General features: G+C 62.1%; 15 protein-coding genes. 11 read left to right on the forward strand and 4 right to left on the reverse strand.

Going from position 1 to position 18,210, the window contains the following annotated elements:
* Positions 1–30: 30 nt before the first annotated feature.
* Entirely contained in the window at positions 31–939 is a 909-nt protein-coding gene (locus C4J90_RS10785) for a LysR family transcriptional regulator (RefSeq protein ID WP_124419734.1), read from the reverse strand.
* Positions 940–1,074: 135 nt separating this feature from the next.
* Here C4J90_RS10785 and C4J90_RS10790 point away from each other — a divergent pair, with 135 nt between their 5' ends.
* Entirely contained in the window at positions 1,075–2,436 is a 1,362-nt protein-coding gene (locus C4J90_RS10790) for an MFS transporter (RefSeq protein WP_124419735.1), read from the forward strand.
* Complete coding sequence (locus C4J90_RS10795) at positions 2,433–3,707, forward strand: glucarate dehydratase family protein (protein ID WP_124419736.1); 1,275 nt, start codon at positions 2,433–2,435, stop codon at positions 3,705–3,707. Before C4J90_RS10790 ends, C4J90_RS10795 begins: the two co-directional genes overlap by 4 nt.
* Before the next feature lie 68 nt (positions 3,708–3,775).
* Here the strand turns inward: C4J90_RS10795 and C4J90_RS10800 are convergent, their stop codons facing one another.
* Positions 3,776–4,714: a LysR family transcriptional regulator gene (locus C4J90_RS10800; RefSeq protein WP_124419737.1), complete on the reverse strand. Its 939-nt coding sequence runs from the start codon at positions 4,712–4,714 to the stop codon at positions 3,776–3,778.
* A 108-nt stretch (positions 4,715–4,822) separates the two neighbouring features.
* Here C4J90_RS10800 and C4J90_RS10805 point away from each other — a divergent pair, with 108 nt between their 5' ends.
* Positions 4,823–6,322, forward strand: a complete 1,500-nt coding sequence (locus C4J90_RS10805; RefSeq protein ID WP_124419738.1) for a CoA-acylating methylmalonate-semialdehyde dehydrogenase — start codon at positions 4,823–4,825, stop codon at positions 6,320–6,322.
* Positions 6,323–6,389: 67 nt separating this feature from the next.
* Here C4J90_RS10805 and C4J90_RS10810 read toward each other — a convergent pair whose 3' ends face one another.
* Positions 6,390–7,634, reverse strand: a complete 1,245-nt coding sequence (locus tag C4J90_RS10810; RefSeq protein ID WP_124414395.1) for a saccharopine dehydrogenase family protein — start codon at positions 7,632–7,634, stop codon at positions 6,390–6,392.
* A gap of 28 nt (positions 7,635–7,662) precedes the next feature.
* Positions 7,663–8,760: a carboxynorspermidine decarboxylase gene (locus C4J90_RS10815; protein WP_124409552.1), complete on the reverse strand. Its 1,098-nt coding sequence runs from the start codon at positions 8,758–8,760 to the stop codon at positions 7,663–7,665.
* 352 nt (positions 8,761–9,112) lie between these two features.
* Here C4J90_RS10815 and C4J90_RS10820 point away from each other — a divergent pair, with 352 nt between their 5' ends.
* The 8 genes from C4J90_RS10820 to zapE all read left to right on the forward strand — a co-directional run bounded on the left by C4J90_RS10820 (position 9,113) and on the right by zapE (position 18,183).
* On the forward strand, positions 9,113–10,132 hold the full coding sequence (locus C4J90_RS10820) for a LacI family DNA-binding transcriptional regulator (RefSeq protein WP_124419739.1): 1,020 nt from the start codon (positions 9,113–9,115) through the stop codon (positions 10,130–10,132).
* The gene (locus tag C4J90_RS10825; RefSeq protein ID WP_124419740.1) at positions 10,116–11,120 is read left to right on the forward strand and encodes an ABC transporter substrate-binding protein; all 1,005 of its coding nucleotides are present in this window, start codon (positions 10,116–10,118) and stop codon (positions 11,118–11,120) included. Before C4J90_RS10820 ends, C4J90_RS10825 begins: the two co-directional genes overlap by 17 nt.
* The gene (locus tag C4J90_RS10830; RefSeq protein WP_124362374.1) at positions 11,121–11,939 is read left to right on the forward strand and encodes an iron ABC transporter permease; all 819 of its coding nucleotides are present in this window, start codon (positions 11,121–11,123) and stop codon (positions 11,937–11,939) included.
* Positions 11,936–12,730, forward strand: a complete 795-nt coding sequence (locus C4J90_RS10835; protein WP_124419741.1) for an ABC transporter permease — start codon at positions 11,936–11,938, stop codon at positions 12,728–12,730. Before C4J90_RS10830 ends, C4J90_RS10835 begins: the two co-directional genes overlap by 4 nt.
* Positions 12,727–13,758 carry an ABC transporter ATP-binding protein gene (locus tag C4J90_RS10840; RefSeq protein WP_124419742.1) on the forward strand — a complete coding sequence of 344 codons (1,032 nt, stop codon included), beginning with the start codon at positions 12,727–12,729 and terminating at the stop codon, positions 13,756–13,758. Before C4J90_RS10835 ends, C4J90_RS10840 begins: the two co-directional genes overlap by 4 nt.
* Positions 13,759–13,768: 10 nt before the next feature.
* The gene (locus tag C4J90_RS10845) at positions 13,769–14,602 is read left to right on the forward strand and encodes a phosphodiesterase (protein ID WP_124419743.1); all 834 of its coding nucleotides are present in this window, start codon (positions 13,769–13,771) and stop codon (positions 14,600–14,602) included.
* A 132-nt stretch (positions 14,603–14,734) separates the two neighbouring features.
* A complete protein-coding gene (metE, locus tag C4J90_RS10850) occupies positions 14,735–17,023 on the forward strand; it encodes a 5-methyltetrahydropteroyltriglutamate--homocysteine S-methyltransferase (RefSeq protein ID WP_124419744.1) in 2,289 nt (762 codons plus the stop codon).
* A gap of 50 nt (positions 17,024–17,073) precedes the next feature.
* Positions 17,074–18,183, forward strand: coding sequence for a cell division protein ZapE (zapE, locus tag C4J90_RS10855; RefSeq protein ID WP_124419745.1), 1,110 nt, complete (start codon positions 17,074–17,076; stop codon positions 18,181–18,183).
* Positions 18,184–18,210 lie beyond the last annotated feature (27 nt).

The following is an 18,210-nucleotide window of genomic DNA, read 5'->3' on the forward strand; positions in this document are numbered from 1 at the left end:
AGGATCAGGCAAGTATTCAACAGGATTGGGTCAATGGGGCGCCAGCAAGCTCGCTCCCGCAGCGCTGCGGATACCTTCCAGGAGCATGGTGAACGCCGGGTTGTCGTTGTGCTCGCGCCAGATCAGGTGCAGTTCGCTCTGCGCGCCTTCGCCCAGGTCGATGTCGCGGAACACCACGTTCTTGAACACCACGCTGCTGGCGCAACGCGGCACCAGGGCCAGGCCCATACCGGCGTTGACCAGGGCGAGGATGGTCAGGGACGAGCCCAGCCACTGCACGTACTGGGGCGCGACACGGGCCGAGCGCAGCAGGCCGGTGAGCAACTCGTTGAACGGTGGGTAAGCGGAATGGGCGTACATCAGGAACGGCTGCGCATCCAGGTCTTGCACGCTGACGGTCTCCGCCTGGGCCAGCCGATGACTGCTCGGCACCGCCAGCACGAACGGCTCGCGCACCAGGCATTCGGTGGCGTAACCGGGCTCCAGCAGCGGCGCGCGGACGATGCCCAGGTCGATGCGCCGGGCGCGCAAGGCTTCATATTGCTGGTAGGTGTTCATCTCGGACAGGTCGATCCTGACGTGGGGCTGTTTGAGACGCGCCTCGGCAATCACCTTGGGCAAAAACTCGTACACCGCGCTGCCGACGAAGCTGATATTGACCGTACCGATATCGCCCTCGGCAAAGCGCCGCGCGGTCACCGCCGCTTGTTGGGCACGCTCGAGCAGGTTTTGCGCCTCGACGAAAAAAGCCCGCCCGGCGGCGGTCAGGGCGACGCTGCGGGTGGTGCGGGTAAACAGCTCCACGCCCAGGTGATGCTCGAGCAACTGGATCTGCCGGCTGAGGGGCGGTTGCGTCATGTTCAAGCGTTCGGCCGCCCGCCGGAAACTCAGTTCGGTGGCCACGGTGGTGAAGCAGCGCAGTTGGGTCAGTTCGAACATTGATCTAATTCCGGTATCAATCGAATGCCAGGTTAGATTAGACGGGAACAATCCTTGGCGTTTATCATCGGTCTGCTCCTAAAAAACTATCCCTAAAAAAACGATCCCTAAAAAAACAATGACTGGGAGTTGCCCGTGGATACCCTTCAGAATCTGCCAGACCCGAGCGTGCTCGCCCGCGCTGCCGCCAAGGTCAAGCGCCATGTCCTGCCGCTGTTCGTGGTGATGTTCATCGTCAACTACATCGATCGGGTCAATATCGGCTTCGTGCGCAGCCATATGGAAACCGACCTGGGCATTGGCGCGGCGGCCTATGGCTTGGGTGCCGGGCTGTTCTTCATTGGCTATGCGATTTTCGAAGTGCCGTCCAATTTGCTGCTGCAACGCTACGGCGCGCGTGCCTGGCTGACGCGCATCATGTTCACCTGGGGCGCCGCCGCGATGGGCATGGCCTTTGTGCAGGGGGAAACCAGTTTCTATGTGTTGCGCTTTGTGCTCGGCGCGGCCGAAGCCGGGTTCTTTCCCGGCATCATCTACTACTTCACCCAGTGGCTGCCGGCCAGCGAGCGCGGCAAGGCCATGGCGGTTTTCCTCAGCGGTTCGGCCATTGCCTCGGTGATCTCCGGGCCGGTGTCGGGCGCGCTGCTGAATGTCAGCGGGTTGAGCCTGCATGGCTGGCAATGGATGTTCCTGATCGAAGGCTTCGCCTCCATCGTGCTCTGCGGGTTTGTGTGGTTCTGGTTGCAGTCCCATCCCCATCAGGCCAAGTGGCTCAGTGACGAGGAAAAACACGCGCTGGTCAGTGCCATTGCGCTGGAGCAGCAGGCGCGCGAGGCGAGCCAGTGCGTGCGGCCGTCGATGTTCAAGCTGTTGGCCGACAAACAGATCGCGCTGTTCTGCTTTATCTACTTCTCCATCGCCCTGACCATCTACGGCGCCACCTTCTGGCTGCCGAGCATGATCAAGAAAATGGGCAATCTGGGTGACTTCCAGGTGGGCTTGTTCAATGCCATTCCGTGGTTGATTTCCATCGTCGCCATGTACGGCTTCGCGGCGCTGGCCAGCAAGTGGAAGCACCAGCAAGCCTGGGTGTCGCTGATGCTGGTGATCGCGGCGTTCGGCATGTTCATGTCTACCCTGGGCGGGCCGGTGTTTGCGTTTGTCGCCATCTGTTTTGCCGCGATTGGCTTCAAGGCCGCGTCGGCGCTGTTCTGGCCGATTCCCCAGGGCTACCTGGATGCGCGGATCGCGGCGGCGGTGATTGCCTTGATCAATTCGGTGGGCAACCTGGGCGGGTTCGTCGCGCCTACTACCTTCGGTTTGCTGGAGCAGACCACCGGGTCCATCGAGGGCGGGCTCTACGGCCTGGCCGCCACTTCGCTGGTGGCGGCGGTGGTGGTGTTCTTTGCCCGCACCGCACCGCGTGGCGGTACACCGTCCAACCCATCCACCGCGCCTCACGCTTTGTCTTCAGATCCACAGGGAGCCGTCTCTTGAAAATTATCCGCGTCACCGTCACCCCGATTGCCTTTCGCGACCCGCCGCTGTTGAACGCCAGCGGTATCCACGAGCCTTTCGCGCTGCGCTCGATCATCGAGATTGAAAGTGACACCGGCTACATCGGCCTCGGCGAAAGCTATGGCGATGCCCCGGCACTGGCGATCCAGCAACAGGTACAGCAACAGCTGATCGGCCTGGACCCGTTCAACCTCAATGGCCTGCGCGCTATCGTGCAGGCCACCGTGGCCGCGCATAAACCGCTGAGCGTGGCCGGTGCGGAACTGGCGCCGGGCTCCCATGCCAGCAAAGCCGTGAGCAATGCCTATTCGGCGTTCGAAGTGGCGTTTCTCGACCTGCAGGCGCATTCGCTGAATGTACCGCTGGTGGACCTGCTCGGCGGCGCGATCCGTGACCAGATCCCGTTCAGCGCCTACCTGTTTTTCAAATACGCCGAACACATCGATTCGCCCTACAAGCCCGACAGCTGGGGCGAAGCCCTGACTGAAGTGCAGATCGTTGCCCAGGCCCGACGCATGCTCGAGACCTACGGTTTCAAAAGCATCAAGCTCAAGGCCGGCGCACTGGAACCCGGGCATGAAGTGCGCTGCATCAAGGCGCTGAAAAAGGCCTTTCCCGGTGTGCCGCTGCGTATCGACCCGAACGCTAACTGGTCCCTGGAGACCTCGATTCGCATGGCCGAACTGCTCGGCGATGACCTGCAATATTACGAAGACCCGACCCCCGGCCTGGAGGGCATGGCCGAGCTGCACAAGCGAACCGGCTTGCCCCTGGCGACCAATATGGTGGTCACCGATTTTGACGAGTTCCGCCGCAGCGTGGCGTTGAACAGCGTGCAGATCGTGCTGGCGGACCATCATTACTGGGGTGGCCTGCGCGACACCCAGGTGCTGGCGAAAATGTGCCACACCTTCGGCTTGGGCGTGTCGATGCACTCCAACTCACACCTGGGCATCAGCCTGATGGCCATGGCCCACGTCGCGGCGTCGGTGCCCAACCTCGACTATGCCTGCGATACGCATTACCCATGGCAGGAGCCAGACGAAGAAGTGATCAAGGGCGGCAAGCTGCCCATCGTCGACGGCTGCGTGAGCATCACCCGCGCGCCGGGGCTGGGCCTGGAGCTGGACCACGATCAGTTGGGCAAGCTGCATGACCAATACCTCAGTTGCGGTATCCGCCAGCGTGACGATGTGAAACAGATGCAGCGCTATCAACCGCAGTGGAAAACCGTCAAGCCACGTTTCTGAAGCCGGTCGCTTCGCTTTGCCCGGTGACGCATCCGCTTGCGTCGCCGGGCCTTTTTTTGTGCGCCGCCTCAGCCGTCGAATCGAAACCCTCCCGCCAGCTGCGCCTTTAAAAAACCTACCAGCGCGTTCACTGCCTTCGGCACATGGGGCGAGTAGGGGCGGATCAGGTAGATTTCATCGGCAAATGCGCCCTTGAGCGTCCACCCCTTCAATACCTGCACCAGCTTGCCCTCGGCCAGCGCCGCATGGGCGCTGAAATCCGGCAGCAGGGCGATGCCCAAGTGATTGAGCGCCGCGTCGCGCAGGGCTTCGCTGTTGTTGGTGGCGAAGCTGCCGGCGATGGGCACGGTCAGGCGTTCGAGGTGTTTGCTGCCGCGTTCGAAGGTCCAGGCCGGCTGGTCGGCGCCCCGTGGGTAAAACAGACAGTTGTGCGCCGACAGGTCACCCGGCTCGCGGGGTTCGCCATGGCGCTGCAGGTAATCGCGGGTGGCGACCAGCACCGAGGCGGTGTCGCAGAGCTTCCAGGCCACATGGGTCTCGGGTATCTGGAAACCATGGCGCACGGCCAGGTCGTAACCTTCGGCGGCCAGTGAACTTAAGGCGTCGGACACGTCCAGCTGGATGCGCACCTGCGGGTATTGCTGCAGGAATTGCGGCAGATGCGGCACCAGCTGTTGCCGAGCGAACGCCACCGGCGCGGTCAGCCGCACCAGGCCACGCACTTCGCCGGCCAGGTCACGCACCGCAGAGAAACTGCGGGCGATGTGTTCATAGGCGCTGCGCACCTCGCGGGTCAACGACAGCCCCGCATCGGTCAGCCGTACGCTGCGCGTGGTGCGCGTCACCAGGCGGGTGCCGGTGGCTTTTTCCAGGTCGGAAATCCGCTGGCTCACCGCCGACTTGCTCACCCCAAGGCGCGCGGCAGCGGCGGTGTAGGTGCCGTGTTCTTCCAGCACTGACAGCCAATGGATGTGAGTCCACAGCCCTTCGATCTCAGCTTTTTCCATGGGGATATTGTTCGCCAGAATGCACAATAAGTTCAGGATTCTGCTCTGGTTCGGAACAAAGCGAAAGCCTAAGGTGTGTACCAACGCCAACCACCTGGATCGCCTGCCATGCCGATTACCCTTGAGCACTACATCAATGACCAGCGCGTGAGCCGCGATGATCGCTATCAGGACGTCTACAACCCGGCCACCGGCGCAGTCACCGCGCGCGTGGCCCTGGCCAGCCGCCAGACCGTGGCCGAAGCCGTCGACGCCGCCCAGGCCGCCTTTGCCGACTGGGCCGACACCCCGCCGATCCGCCGCGCCCGTGTGCTGTTTCAATACCTGCACCTGCTGCGTGAGCGCAAGGACGACCTGGCGCGCATTATCGTCGCCGAACACGGCAAGGTGTTTACCGATGCCCAGGGCGAAGTCGACCGGGGTATCGACATCCTCGAATTCGCCTGCGGCATTCCCAACCTGCTCAAGGGCGAACATTCCGACCAGGTTTCCCGTGGCATGGACAACTGGACAATGCGCCAGCCGCTGGGCGTGGTGGCCGGCGTCACGCCGTTCAACTTCCCGGTGATGGTGCCCATGTGGATGTACCCGATCGCGATTGCGGCGGGTAATACCTTCATTCTCAAGCCCAGCCCCACCGACCCGAGCGCCTCGTTGTTCATGGCCGAGCTGCTGCGCGAAGCGGGCCTGCCCAAGGGCGTGTTCAATGTGGTGCAGGGCGACAAGGAAGCGGTGGACGCGCTGATCGAACACCCGGACGTCAAGGCCGTGAGCTTTGTCGGTTCCACGCCGATTGCCCAGTACATCTACGAAAGCGGTGCGCGTAACGGCAAACGCGTGCAAGGCCTGGGCGGCGCGAAAAACCATATGGTGGTGATGCCCGACGCGGATATCGAGCGCACCGTCGACGCCCTGATGGGCGCCGCCTACGGCAGTGCCGGCGAGCGTTGCATGGCAATCTCGGTGGCGGTGCTGGTGGGCGATGTGGGTGACAAGGTCATCGCTGCCTTGACCGAACGCGCCAAGCAACTGCGCATTACCGATGGCCGCGATCTCAAGGCCGAAATGGGCCCGATCGTGTCCCGCGCTGCCCTGGAGCGGATCAGCGGCTATATCGAGCAAGGCGTTCAAGCCGGTGCGCAACTGCTGCTTGATGGCCGCGACTATGTACCCTCCGAGCCCGGCCTGGAAAACGGTTTCTGGCTCGGCGCTACCTTGTTCGACCATGTGACCCGAGACATGAGCATCTACCGCGAAGAAATCTTCGGCCCGGTGCTGGCCTGTGTACGTGTGGATGATTTCGCCGCCGCAGTGAAACTGGTCAACGACCACGAGTTCGGCAACGGCGTCAGCTGCTTCACCCGCGACGGCAACATTGCCCGCGAATTTGCGCGGCGCATCGAAGTGGGCATGGTCGGCATCAACGTTCCGATTCCGGTGCCAATGGCCTGGCATGGGTTTGGTGGCTGGAAAAAAAGCCTGTTTGGCGACATGCATGCCTATGGCACCGAGGGCGTGCGTTTTTACACCAAGCAGAAATCGATCATGCAGCGTTGGTCGGAGAGCATCGAGCAGGGCGCGGAGTTTGCGATGCCGGTGTCGAGGTAAGGTTTACCCTGCTCCAAAAAAAATGCGCCCAATCGGGCGCATTTTTTTTTCGGTCAGCTATCGCCGGTCAGGCAATCGCATCCCAGGCCCGATCACCGTGCTCGTCTTTGATCCGAGTCGGCAAGCCCATCACGTCCAGCGCTTTGAGGAACGGCTCAGCCGGCAGTTCCTCGACGTTGGCCATGTGTTTCACATCCCACTCGCCGCGCGCCACCAGCAGCGCAGCGGCTACCGGTGGGACGCCTGCGGTGTACGAGATGCCTTGGCTGTCGGTCTCGGCAAAGGCTTCTTCGTGATCAGCCACGTTGTAGATGAACATCTCGCGCGGCTGGCCGTTTTGGGTGCCTTTGACCAGGTCACCAATGCAGGTTTTGCCGGTATAGCCCGGTGCGAGCGATGACGGGTCGGGCAGTACCGCCTTGACCACTTTCAACGGCACCACTTCCAGGCCTTCAGCGGTTTTGACGGGCTTCTCGGAAAGCAGGCCGAGGTTTTTCAGTACGGTGAATACGTTGATGTAGTGTTCACCGAAGCTCATCCAGAAACGCACATTGGGCACGTCGAGGTTTTTCGACAGCGAGTGCACTTCATCGTGGCCGGTGAGGTAGAGGTTCTGCGAACCGACTACCGGCAGGTCGTCGGTGCGTTTGACTTCGAACATGGTGTTGCTGGTCCACTGGCTGTTCTGCCAGCTCCACACCTGTCCGGTGAACTCGCGGAAGTTGATTTCCGGGTCGAAATTGGTGGCGAAGTATTTGCCGTGGGAGCCGGCATTGACGTCGAGAATGTCGATCGAATCAATGCGGTCGAAATGCTGTTGCTGCGCCAGCGCGGCGTACGCGTTGACGACACCCGGGTCGAAGCCCACGCCAAGGATGGCCGTGATGTTCTTCTGTTTGCATTCTTCCAGGTGGTTCCATTCGTAGTTGCCGTACCACGGCGGGGTCTCGCAGACCTTGCCCGGCTCTTCGTGGATGGCGGTGTCGAGGTAAGCCACGCCCGTATCGATGCAGGCACGCAGCACCGACATGTTGAGAAACGCGGAACCCACGTTGATGACGATCTGCGAGTCGGTCTCGCGGATCAGGGCTTTGGTCGCTTCCACGTCCAGAGCGTTCAGCGCGAAGGCCTGGATGTCGGCGGGTACCTTGAGGCTACCCTTGGCCTTGACGCTGTCGATGATGGCCTGGCATTTGGAGATGTTGCGCGACGCGATAGCAATACGACCGAGTTCGTCGTTGTGCTGCGCGCACTTGTGGGCCACCACCTTGGCGACACCTCCTGCACCAATGATAAGAACGTTCTTTTTCAATTGCTTTATTTCTCCTATATCCGCCAGCTTACGAAAGGCTGGACAGGTAGTCGTCGTAACCAAATTCACGAACCACTTCGACTGTACCGTCGAGTTGTTTCACTACGATGGACGGCATTTTCAGGCCGTTGAACCAGTTTTTCTTGACCATGGTGTAACCAGCGGTGTCGATGAACGACAGCCGATCGCCGATGGCCAGCGGACGATCAAATTGATACTCGCCGAAGATGTCGCCGGCCAGGCAGGATTTGCCGCACACCATATAGGTATGCTCACCCTCGCTCGGCGCCAGCTTGGCGTTGAGGCGGTAGATCAGCAGGTCCAGCAGGTGGGCTTCGATGGAGCTGTCGACCACGGCGAGGTTTTTACCGTTGTAGAGCGTGTCGAGCACGGTGACTTCCAGGGACGCGCTGTTGGTGATCGCCGCTTCGCCGGGCTCCAGGTACACCTGCACGCCGTACTTCTCGGAGAATGCCTTCAACCGTGCGCAAAACGCATCCAACGCATAGCCTTCACCGGTGAAATGGATGCCGCCGCCGAGGCTGACCCACTTGACCTTGTGCAGCAGCGCGCCGAAGCGTTCTTCGATGGTGCCGAGCATGCTGTCGAACAGGCTGAAATCGCCGTTCTCGCAGTTGTTGTGGAACATGAAACCGGAGATTTGATCGATCACGCCGTCGATCTTCACCGGGTCCCACTCGCCCAGGCGGCTGAACGGACGCGCCGGGTCGGCCAGCAGGTAATCGGAGCTGCTTACCTGTGGGTTGACGCGCAGGCCACGGGTCTTGCCTTCGGAACGTTCGGCAAAACGCTGCAGTTGGCTGATGGAGTTGAAGATGATCTTGTCGCAGTTATCCAGCATCTCTTCGATTTCATCGTCGGCCCAGGCCACGCTGTAGGCGTGCGCTTCACCGTCGAACTTCTGGCGGCCGAGCTTCAACTCATACAGCGACGACGAGGTGGTGCCGTCCATGTATTGCTGCATCAGGTCGAACACCGACCAGGTGGCAAAGCACTTGAGCGCCAGCAGAGCCTTGGCGCCGGACTGCTCGCGCACGTAGGCAATCTTCTGCATGTTGACCAGAAGCTTCTGTTTATCGATGAGGTAGTACGGCGTTTTGATCATTTTTGAGAGCCTGCGGCGGTGCCTGCCAAAAAAGGACACGCATTGTGCCCGCACTTGGATCAGATCGAAAGGTTAGCCGGCGGATTTTGCTGTGCCGGTTTTACGATCTTAACCACTGAGTATGACTACTGATCGTTCCCACGCTCTGCGTGGGAATGCATCCCATGACGCTCCGCGTCACCTCACAAGCGGGACGCAGAGCGTCCAGGCGGCGTTCCCACGCAGAGCGTGGGAACGATCAACGCTGTGTAGCAGGGCTTCACTGACATCAAACCGTCATCTTCCCACCACCTTCCTGCCACATTCCCCCGTTACTGTCCTCGCCAATGAGATCGATCTCAAGCGAGTGACAATGACTGACCTGAAAGACGTTGCGCAGCTGGCTGGCGTATCCCGCGCCACTGCCGCCCGCACATTTGCCTCCCCCGACCAGGTGCGCCCGGCCACCCGCGAGCAGGTGTTTGCCGCTGCCCGTGAGTTGGGCTTTCGGCCCAACTTGCTCGGTCGCCAACTGCGCCTGCAAACCACCCGGTTGATTGGCGTGGTGGTGCCCAACTTGCTCAATCCGGTGTTCGCCGAACAGTTCCAGGCCATGGAACGTGCGGCGCGGTTGCGCGGCTACAGCCTGGTGTTGGCGACCACCGACTACAGCGCTGAACGCGAAAGCATGGTGGTGGAAGAACTGCTGCGCCAACGTGTCGACGGCCTGGTACTGACGGTCACCGATGCCGAGAGCAACAGCGTGCTCAACAGCCTTGCCAGCGAACAGACCCCGTTCGTGCTGGCCTACCACCAACCGAGCAACCCCAGCTACAGCGCCGTGTCGGTCGACAACCGCGCCGGCATGGCCGTGGCCACCCGCTATCTGCTGGAAGCAGGGCACCGGCGCATCAGCATGGTTGCGGGCCCCGCGTTGCAGTCCGACCGTGCGCGCCTGCGTTACGCCGGTTACTGCGACGCGATGCAAGCCTACGGCCTCAAGAGCCGCCCGGTGATCGAAATGCCCGCGCACACCCAGGCTGAATTCGTCGCCATCGAGCCGTACCTCGAAGGCCCCGAGGCGCCCACGGCACTGGTGTGTTCCAACGACTTCCTCGCCATCAGCCTGATCGCCGAACTGCGTCGCAACGCCTGGCACGTACCCGAGCAACTCTCGGTGATGGGCTTTGACGGCATTGACCTCGGCACCCAAATGCACCCAACCCTGTGCAGCGTGGTGCAGCCCATCGCGCTGCTCGCCAGCACAGTGATTGACCAATTGCTGGCGCAGATCGCCGGCAACGCCCCGATTTCCCATTGCCTGCCTTGCCATATCCGGCCGGGCGAAAGCACTCAACCCCACGAGGAATCCCTTGATGCGCGCATTGCGTAAAACCCTGGCCGCCGTGCTGCTGTGTGGTACGGCCAGCCTGGCCCAGGCCGCCGACACCGCAATTTGCTACAACTGCCCGCCGGACTGGGCCGACTGGGGCACCCAGCTCAAGGCCATTGCCGCCAGCACCGGCGTGCAAGTGCCGCTGGATAACAAGAACTCCGGCCAGTCGCTGGCGCAACTGGTGGCCGAAAAGGCCGCACCCGTCGCCGACGTGGTGTACTACGGGGTGACCTTTGGCCTGCAGGCGCAAAAAGCCGGCGTGGTCGACGGCTACAAACCCAAGGGCTGGGAGCAGATCCCCGCCGGCCTGAAAGACCCGGCGGGCCAGTGGTTCGCAATTCACTCCGGCACCTTGGGCATCATGGTCAACGTCGATGCATTGGGTGGCCTGCCGGTGCCGCAAAGCTGGGCCGACCTGCTCAAACCTCAATACAAAGGCATGGTCGGCTACCTGGACCCGTCCAGCGCCTTTGTTGGTTACGTCTCTGCTGTGGCGATCAACCGCGCGATGGGCGGCGACTTGGACAACTTCGCCCCGGCCATCGACTACTTCCAGAAACTGGCGAAAAACGCGCCCATCGTGCCCAAGCAGACCGCCTATGCGCGGGTGCTGTCCGGCGAATTGCCGATCCTGGTGGACTACGACTTCAACGCCTACCGCGCCCGCTATAAGGACAACGCCAACGTCGCCTTCGTGATCCCCAAAGAGGGCAGCATCAGCGTGCCCTACGTGATGAGCCTGGTGGCCAATGCGCCGCACCGCGCCAATGGCGAAAAGGTGCTGGACTTCGTGCTGTCGGACGAAGGCCAGGCACTCTGGGCCAACGCTTACTTGCGTCCGGTACGCCCGGTGCAGATGCCGGCTGAGGTCGCCGCGCAGTTCCTGCCCGACAGCGACTATGCGCGCGCCGGCGTGGTGGACTACCAGAAAATGGCCGCCGTGCAGGAAGCCTTCGCGGCCCGTTATCTGAACGAGGTCAAGTAAGTGGCCACATCGGCAAAACGTGCGGCCTGGGCGCTGGCCCCGGCCTTTGCGGTGCTGTTCGCATTCTGGCTGCTGCCGCTGGCGCACTTGATCGTGCTCGGCGGCGAAAGCCGCGACAGCCACGGCAGCGGCTATTGGCAGGTGCTCAGCAGCGCGCAGTACCTGGGCAGCCTGGCGCAGACCTGTGTGCTGGCCATTGTCGTGACGTTTACGGCGTTGTTGATTGGCGGCATCAGCGGCGTGTTTCTCGCGCGCCAGCGGTTTTTCGGGCGCTCGGCGTTGGTGGCCTTGCTCACGTTTCCCCTGGCGTTTCCCGGGGTGGTGGTGGGCTTCCTGGTTATCCTGTTGGCCGGGCGCCAGGGGCTGCTGGCGTCGCTCGGCCTGCAATTGGCCGGTGAACGCTGGATCTTTGCCTATTCGCTGGCCGGGTTGTTTGTCGGCTACCTGTATTTCTCGATTCCACGCGTAATCCTCACGGTGATGGCGGCCTGCGAAAGCCTCGACCGTAGCCTGGAAGAAGCCGCGCATTCGCTGGGCGCCGGGCATTGGCGCGTGGTCTGCGACGTGATCGTGCCGGGCCTGGCGCCGGCGCTGGCGTCGTGCGGGGCGATCTGTTTTGCCACGTCCATGGGCGCCTTCGGCACGGCCTTTACCTTGGGCACGCGGCTGAACGTCACCCCGGTGGCGATCTACAACGTGTTCACCAACTACGCCAACTTTGCCGTCGCCGCCGCGTTGTCGGTGGTGCTTGGCGTGGTGACCTGGGCGGTGTTGTTGCTCACGCGATGCCTGGTGAAAAACGCGGGGACTGTCCTGTGAAGCGTTCAGCGCTGTTTGTGATTCAACTGCTGTTCACCTTGCTGGTGTGCGCGTTCATGTTGGTGCCGGTGCTGATGTCGTTGCTGGCCGGGTTGACGCGCAATTTCTTTGTCGGCATGTCCAGTGGACTGACTTTCGATTGGCTGGTGCAGGTATGGCAGGCCTATTCGCCGACCGTGTGGCTGTCGCTGCAACTGGCCCTGGCCTGCGCGGTGTGCGTCTGCGTGATCGGCGTGCCGGCGGCCTACGCCCTGGTGCGCATGAACAACCGCTTCAGCCGCGCCTTCGAGGAACTGATGGTGCTGCCGGTGGCGATGCCGGGCCTGGCCAGTGCGCTGGCCTTGCTGCTCACCTACGGCCAGTTCGGCACGTTTCGCAGCAGTTGGTTGTTCATCCTGGTGGGCCATGTGCTGTTCACCTTACCGTTCCTGGTGCGCCCGGTGATGGCGGTGATGCAGCGCCAGCATCTGCCGGTGCTGGAAGAGGCGGCGGCCAGCCTTGGCGCCGGGCCCATCAAACGCTTTTTCAGCGTGGTGGTGCCTAACAGCCGGGCAGGGATTCTGGCGGGTGTGCTGATGGTGGTCACCTTATCCCTGGGTGAGTTCAACCTGACCTGGATGCTGCACACGCCGATGACCAAGACCTTGCCGGTCGGCCTGGCCGACAGCTACGCCTCGGCGCGCCTGGAAATCGCCAGCGCCTATACCCTTATCTTTTTGCTGATGATCGTGCCGCTGCTGATTGCATTGCAGGCCATCAGTGCCCGTTTATCCCGTGGAGAGCGTCGATGACCGCTATCACTATCCGCCTGCAAGGCTGTCGCAAGGCATTCGCCGACGGCACCGTGGCCGTGCATGACCTGGACCTGACCGTCGAAGGCGGCGAAACCCTGGCGATTCTTGGTCCATCGGGCTGTGGCAAAACCACCACCTTGCGCCTGATCGCCGGGCTGGAGCGCCCGGATGTGGGCCAGGTGTTTTTCGGCGACGACGACGTCACGCGCCTGCCCATCGAGCGTCGCGACGTGGGCATGGTGTTCCAGAATTACGCGCTGTTTCCCAACCTGGATGTGGCCGGCAATATCGTCTACGGCTTGAAGATTCGCGGGATGTCGCCGCTTGCGCGCAACAAGCGCTGCGACGAATTGCTGGAGCTGGTGGGCCTGCAACAGCATGGCAAGCGCAGCATCCACGAATTGTCCGGTGGCCAGCGTCAACGCGTGGCCCTGGCCCGTGCCCTGGCGCCGCGCCCGAAGGTCCTGTTGCTGGATGAACCGCTGGCAGCCCTCGATGCGCAACTGCGTGAGCGCCTGCGCAGTGAGCTGAATGAACTGCTGCGTGGCCTGGGCATCACCTCGGTGTTCGTCACCCACGACCAGGGCGAAGCCATGGCCCTGGGTGATCGCATCCTGGTGATGGAGCACGGCCGCGTCGCGCAACTGGCCAGCCCGCGGGACATTTACCAGAAACCGGCGAATGCGTTTGTCGCCGGTTTTGTCGGCAACCTGAATGCCTTTCACGTGCTGGACCAGTCGGTCCATGGCTTGAAGGTGAGCGGCGGTGTGCTGCCGTGGCACACGGCCAGTCAACCCACCACGGTGTACTGCCGCCCCGAACACCTGCGGGTGATGGAGAGCGAAGGGCACCTGCACGGCCATCTGCTCGCACAGTTTTTCCAGGGCGCGCAAAGCCGCTTGCTGGTGGACGTGGGCGGCCCGCAACCGCTGCTGGTGGACAGCAGCGACAACCACCTGTACGCCGTCGGCGCGCCGATTGCCCTGGCAATCGCGCCGCACATGTTGTTCACCCTGAATGCGTGAGGGTCTGCTTGTGAATCGTCCGTTTCTTGTCGCACAGATCAGCGACCTGCACCTTAAAGCTGGCGAGCGCCTCACCTATGGCGTCGTCGATACCCTGGGCGCGCTGCGTCGTGCCGTCGACCACCTCAACGCCAGCCACCCACGGCCCGATATCGTGGTGGTCAGCGGCGACCTGGTGGACTTCGGTCGCCCGGATGAGTACGCCGTGCTGCACCCCGAACTCGCACGCCTGCACATGCCGTGCTACCTGGTGCCCGGCAACCACGACACACGCGGTCCGTTGCTCGAAGCATTCCGTGATCACGCCTATTTGCCGTCGTCGGCAGAGGGGCCGCTGGACTGGGTGGTGGACGAGCATCCGCTGCGTTTGATCGGCCTGGACTCGACCATCCCCGGTGGCCATGGCGGGCAATTGCTGGACAGCCAGTTGCAGTGGCTGGACGAGCAACTGGCGCGACGCCGGGATGCGCCGACCTTGCTGATTCTGCACCACCCGCCGTTTATCAGCGGCATCGGCCATATGGACCGCGAACCGTTTATCAATGCCGCCGCCCTGGAAACAGTCGTGGCGCGCCACCCGCAAGTTGAACGCCTGCTGTGCGGGCACCTGCACCGGCCGATGCAGCGACGTTTTGGTGGCAGCTTGAGCTGCGTGTGCCCCGGCACCTCTCATCAGATCGTGCTGGATTTGCAAGCCACCGCGCCCGCGCATTTCAACCTGGAACCGGCGGGATATCTGTTGCATCGCTGGGACGCGCAACAGGGGTTGCTCAGCCACAACGGCGTGTTCGGGGATTACCCCGGGCCGTATCCGTTCTATGACGCTCATGGGTTGATTGACTGATCCGATTGACTGATCAATCCTGGTATAAACATGAGTAGAACTTGTGATCATCTAAAATAAAATGAGTTTGTCTCACTATCAGCATCTGCCGACAATGGCTGCCATTGAATACCTACAGTGGAGTTGTAAGTCATGGCAGTCGCTCATTCCCTCGGATTCCCGCGCATTGGACGCGACCGTGAACTGAAGAAAGCGCAGGAAGCGTTCTGGAAGGGCGAACTCGACGAAGCCGGCCTGCGTGCCGTGGGCCGTGACTTGCGCAAGGCCCACTGGGCGCTGCAAAAACAAGCGGGCATTGAGCTGCTGCCCGCAGGTGATTTCGCCTGGTATGACCAGGTGCTGACCCATTCGCTGATGTTTGGCGTAGTCCCCGAGCGTTTCCGCCCAGCCGATGGCCAAGCCACGTTGCACACGTTGTTCGGCATGGCCCGTGGCGTCAGCGATAACTGCTGCGGCGGTGCTCACGCCCAGGAGATGACCAAGTGGTTCGATACCAACTATCACTACCTGGTGCCGGAGTTCAGCGTCGACCAGCAATTCCACCTGGGGTGGGAACAGTTGTTCGAAGAAGTCCAGGAAGCGCGCGACCTCGGGCACAGCGTCAAGCCGGTCGTCATTGGCCCGCTGACGTACCTGTGGCTGGGCAAGGCCAAGGGCGGTGATTTTGACAAGCTCGAGCTGCTCGACCGCCTGCTGCCGCTGTATGGTCAGATTTTCCAGCGCCTCGCTGATCTGGGCGTGGAGTGGGTGCAGATCGACGAGCCGATCCTGGTGCTCGACCTGCCGCAGGCCTGGAAGAATGCCTTTGAGCGCGCCTATAACCTGATCCAGCGCGACCCGCTGAAAAAGCTGGTCGCCACCTACTTTGGCGGGCTGGAGGAAAACCTCGGCCTGGCCGCCAACCTGCCGGTCGATGGCCTGCACATCGATCTGGTACGGGCGCCGGAGCAATACCCGACCATTCTCGATCGCCTGCCCGCGTATAAAGTGCTGTCCCTGGGCCTGGTCAATGGCCGCAACGTATGGCGCTGCGACTTGGAAAAAGCCCTGGCGACGGTGCAGCACGCCCATGAAAAACTGGGCGATCGCTTGTGGGTGGCGCCGTCCTGTTCACTGCTGCACAGCCCCGTGGATCTGGCGCGTGAAAACCAGTTGGACGCCGAGGTGAAAAGTTGGCTGGCCTTCGCCCTGCAAAAGTGCGCGGAAGTCGCGGTACTGGCCCAGGCCGTCGACCAACCCGAGGCGCCAAACGTGCTGGCAGCGCTGGCGGAAAGCGGCGCGGTACAGGCTGCGCGTGCCGCTTCGCCGCGTATTCACAAGCCTGCCGTGCAAGCACGCGTTGCCGCTATCAGCGCCCAGGACAGCCAGCGTCAATCGCCCTTTGCCCAGCGTATCGAGAAACAACGGGCCGGCCTCGACCTGCCGCTGTTTCCGACCACCACTATCGGTTCGTTCCCGCAAACCGCGTCGATCCGCCTGGCGCGTCAGTCGTACAAGGCTGGCAGGTTGAGCGAAGCCGACTACGTCGATGCGATGCACAGCGAGATCAGGCACGCCGTCGAGGTGCAGGAAAACATTGGCCTGGATGTACTGGTGCACGGTGAAGCCGAGCGTAACGACATGGTCGAATACTTCGCCGAGCAATTGGACGGCTATGCGTTCACCCGTTTCGGTTGGGTGCAGAGCTACGGTTCGCGCTGTGTGAAACCGGCGCTGATTTATGGCGACTTGAGCCGTCCGAAGGCAATGACGGTGGAGTGGATTCGCTATGCCCAGGGCCTCACGCGCAAGGTGCTCAAGGGCATGCTGACCGGCCCGGTGACCCTGCTGATGTGGTCGTTCCCACGGGAAGACGTGAGCCGCGAAGTGCAGGCCCGGCAACTGGCCCTGGCGATCCGTGACGAAGTCGTCGACCTGGAAGCCGCCGGCATCAAGATCGTGCAGATCGACGAGGCCGCATTCCGCGAAGGCTTGCCATTGCGTCAGGCGCAATGGCAGCACTACCTGGACTGGGCCACCGAAGCGTTCCGCCTGTGCGCCTGCGGCGTGCGTGACGACACCCAGATCCACACCCACATGTGCTACAGCGAGTTCAACGATGTGATCGAATCCATCGCGGCAATGGACGCCGACGTGATCACCATCGAAACCTCGCGCTCGGACATGGCATTACTGGACGCGTTCGAAGCCTTCGCTTACCCCAACGACATCGGCCCTGGCGTCTACGATATTCACTCGCCACGTGTGCCGGACGTTGCGCAGATGCTCGACTTGCTGCGCAAGGCGGCCAAGCGGATTCCGACGCAACGGTTGTGGGTAAATCCCGATTGTGGCCTGAAAACCCGTGGCTGGCCGGAGACGGAAGCGGCGTTGATTCACATGGTCACGGCGGCGCGTCAACTGCGTGCGGAACTGGGTTAACGGCAAAGATTGCGCGGCTGGCGTTTGCGTTGTCAGTCATACTGGCACCCATGACTTTCGACTCGCCGCTCGCCGCTTATCAAGATGCTATCGCCCAGCAGGGTTTCGTGCCCGACGACGCTCAGCGCCGTGCGGTGCAGGCCTTGCAAACCTGTCACCAGGCGTTGCACCAAGGCCGTTCGCCGATTGCCGGCGTTTACCTGTGGGGGCCGGTGGGGCGCGGCAAGACCTGGTTGATGGACCAGTTCTATCAAAGCCTGCGCGTGCCGGCGCGGCGTCAGCATTTTCATCACTTCATGGGCTGGGTACACCAGCGCTCGTTCCAGCTCAGCGGTATCAAGGACCCGCTGCAGGCGTTGGCGCGGGAACTGAGCCGGGACGTGCGCGTGCTGTGTTTCGATGAGTTGTTCGTCAATGACATTGGTGACGCGATCATTCTCGGTCGTCTGTTCCAGGTGATGTTCGAGGAGGGTGTGGTGATGGTCTGTACGTCCAATCAACCGCCTGAGCAGCTGTACGCCGAGGGTTTCAACCGTGAACGGTTCGTGCCGGGCATCGAGGCGATCAAGCAGCATATGCAGGTGGTGGCAGTGGACGGTGGCGAGGATCATCGCTTGCACGCCGGTGTGGGCCTGCAGCGCTACTGGGTGAATCAGCCCGGGGCACTGGCCACGGTGTTCAAGCAACTGAGCGCGGGGCAAACGGTCAGCGAGGGGAGGGTGGTGAACGTGGGCCATCGCACGATTACGGCGGTGCAGGCCAGTGACGCGGTACTGTGGTGCCGCTACGCCGAGCTCTGCGAGCAGCCGCTGGCCGCGATGGATTTCATGCTGCTGTGTGATCGCTTCAAGGCCATCCTGCTGGCGCAGGTGCCCAACCTCAGCGCACCGCAGCGCCCGGGGCGGATCGCCCGTGGTACCGAAGACGGGGCCGAGCGCATTGTCGCAGGGGACCGTCAATTGCCGGAGCTGTCGGTGCACGACGACAGCGTGCGACGCTTTATCGCGTTGGTGGATGAATGTTACGACCGCAAGGTGCCGTTGTTCATCGAGGCCCAAGTGCCACTGGAACGTCTGTATACCGAAGGCTACCTGGCGTTTCCTTTTCGTCGCACCTTGAGCCGCTTGCGAGAAATGCAGCTGCAGCGCTTCGGCGCCTGACCCCGGCCAGGGCTTTGGATGCCTGCA

It is taken from the genome of Pseudomonas sp. R2-60-08W (genome assembly GCF_003852335.1).
Lineage (GTDB): Bacteria > Pseudomonadota > Gammaproteobacteria > Pseudomonadales > Pseudomonadaceae > Aquipseudomonas.

Bases quoted from the DNA above. Each gene is read 5' to 3' on its own strand.
- C4J90_RS10820 (WP_124419739.1), top strand. From the start codon at position 9,113: ATGACTGACCTGAAAGACGTTGCGCAGCTGGCTGGCGTATCCCGCGCC.
- metE (WP_124419744.1), top strand. From the start codon at position 14,735: ATGGCAGTCGCTCATTCCCTCGGATTCCCGCGCATTGGACGCGACCGT.
- C4J90_RS10785 (WP_124419734.1), bottom strand. From the start codon at position 939: ATGTTCGAACTGACCCAACTGCGCTGCTTCACCACCGTGGCCACCGAA.
- C4J90_RS10825 (WP_124419740.1), top strand. From the start codon at position 10,116: ATGCGCGCATTGCGTAAAACCCTGGCCGCCGTGCTGCTGTGTGGTACG.
- zapE (WP_124419745.1), top strand. From the start codon at position 17,074: ATGACTTTCGACTCGCCGCTCGCCGCTTATCAAGATGCTATCGCCCAG.
- C4J90_RS10815 (WP_124409552.1), bottom strand. From the start codon at position 8,760: ATGATCAAAACGCCGTACTACCTCATCGATAAACAGAAGCTTCTGGTC.
- C4J90_RS10840 (WP_124419742.1), top strand. From the start codon at position 12,727: ATGACCGCTATCACTATCCGCCTGCAAGGCTGTCGCAAGGCATTCGCC.
- C4J90_RS10805 (WP_124419738.1), top strand. From the start codon at position 4,823: ATGCCGATTACCCTTGAGCACTACATCAATGACCAGCGCGTGAGCCGC.
- C4J90_RS10800 (WP_124419737.1), bottom strand. From the start codon at position 4,714: ATGGAAAAAGCTGAGATCGAAGGGCTGTGGACTCACATCCATTGGCTG.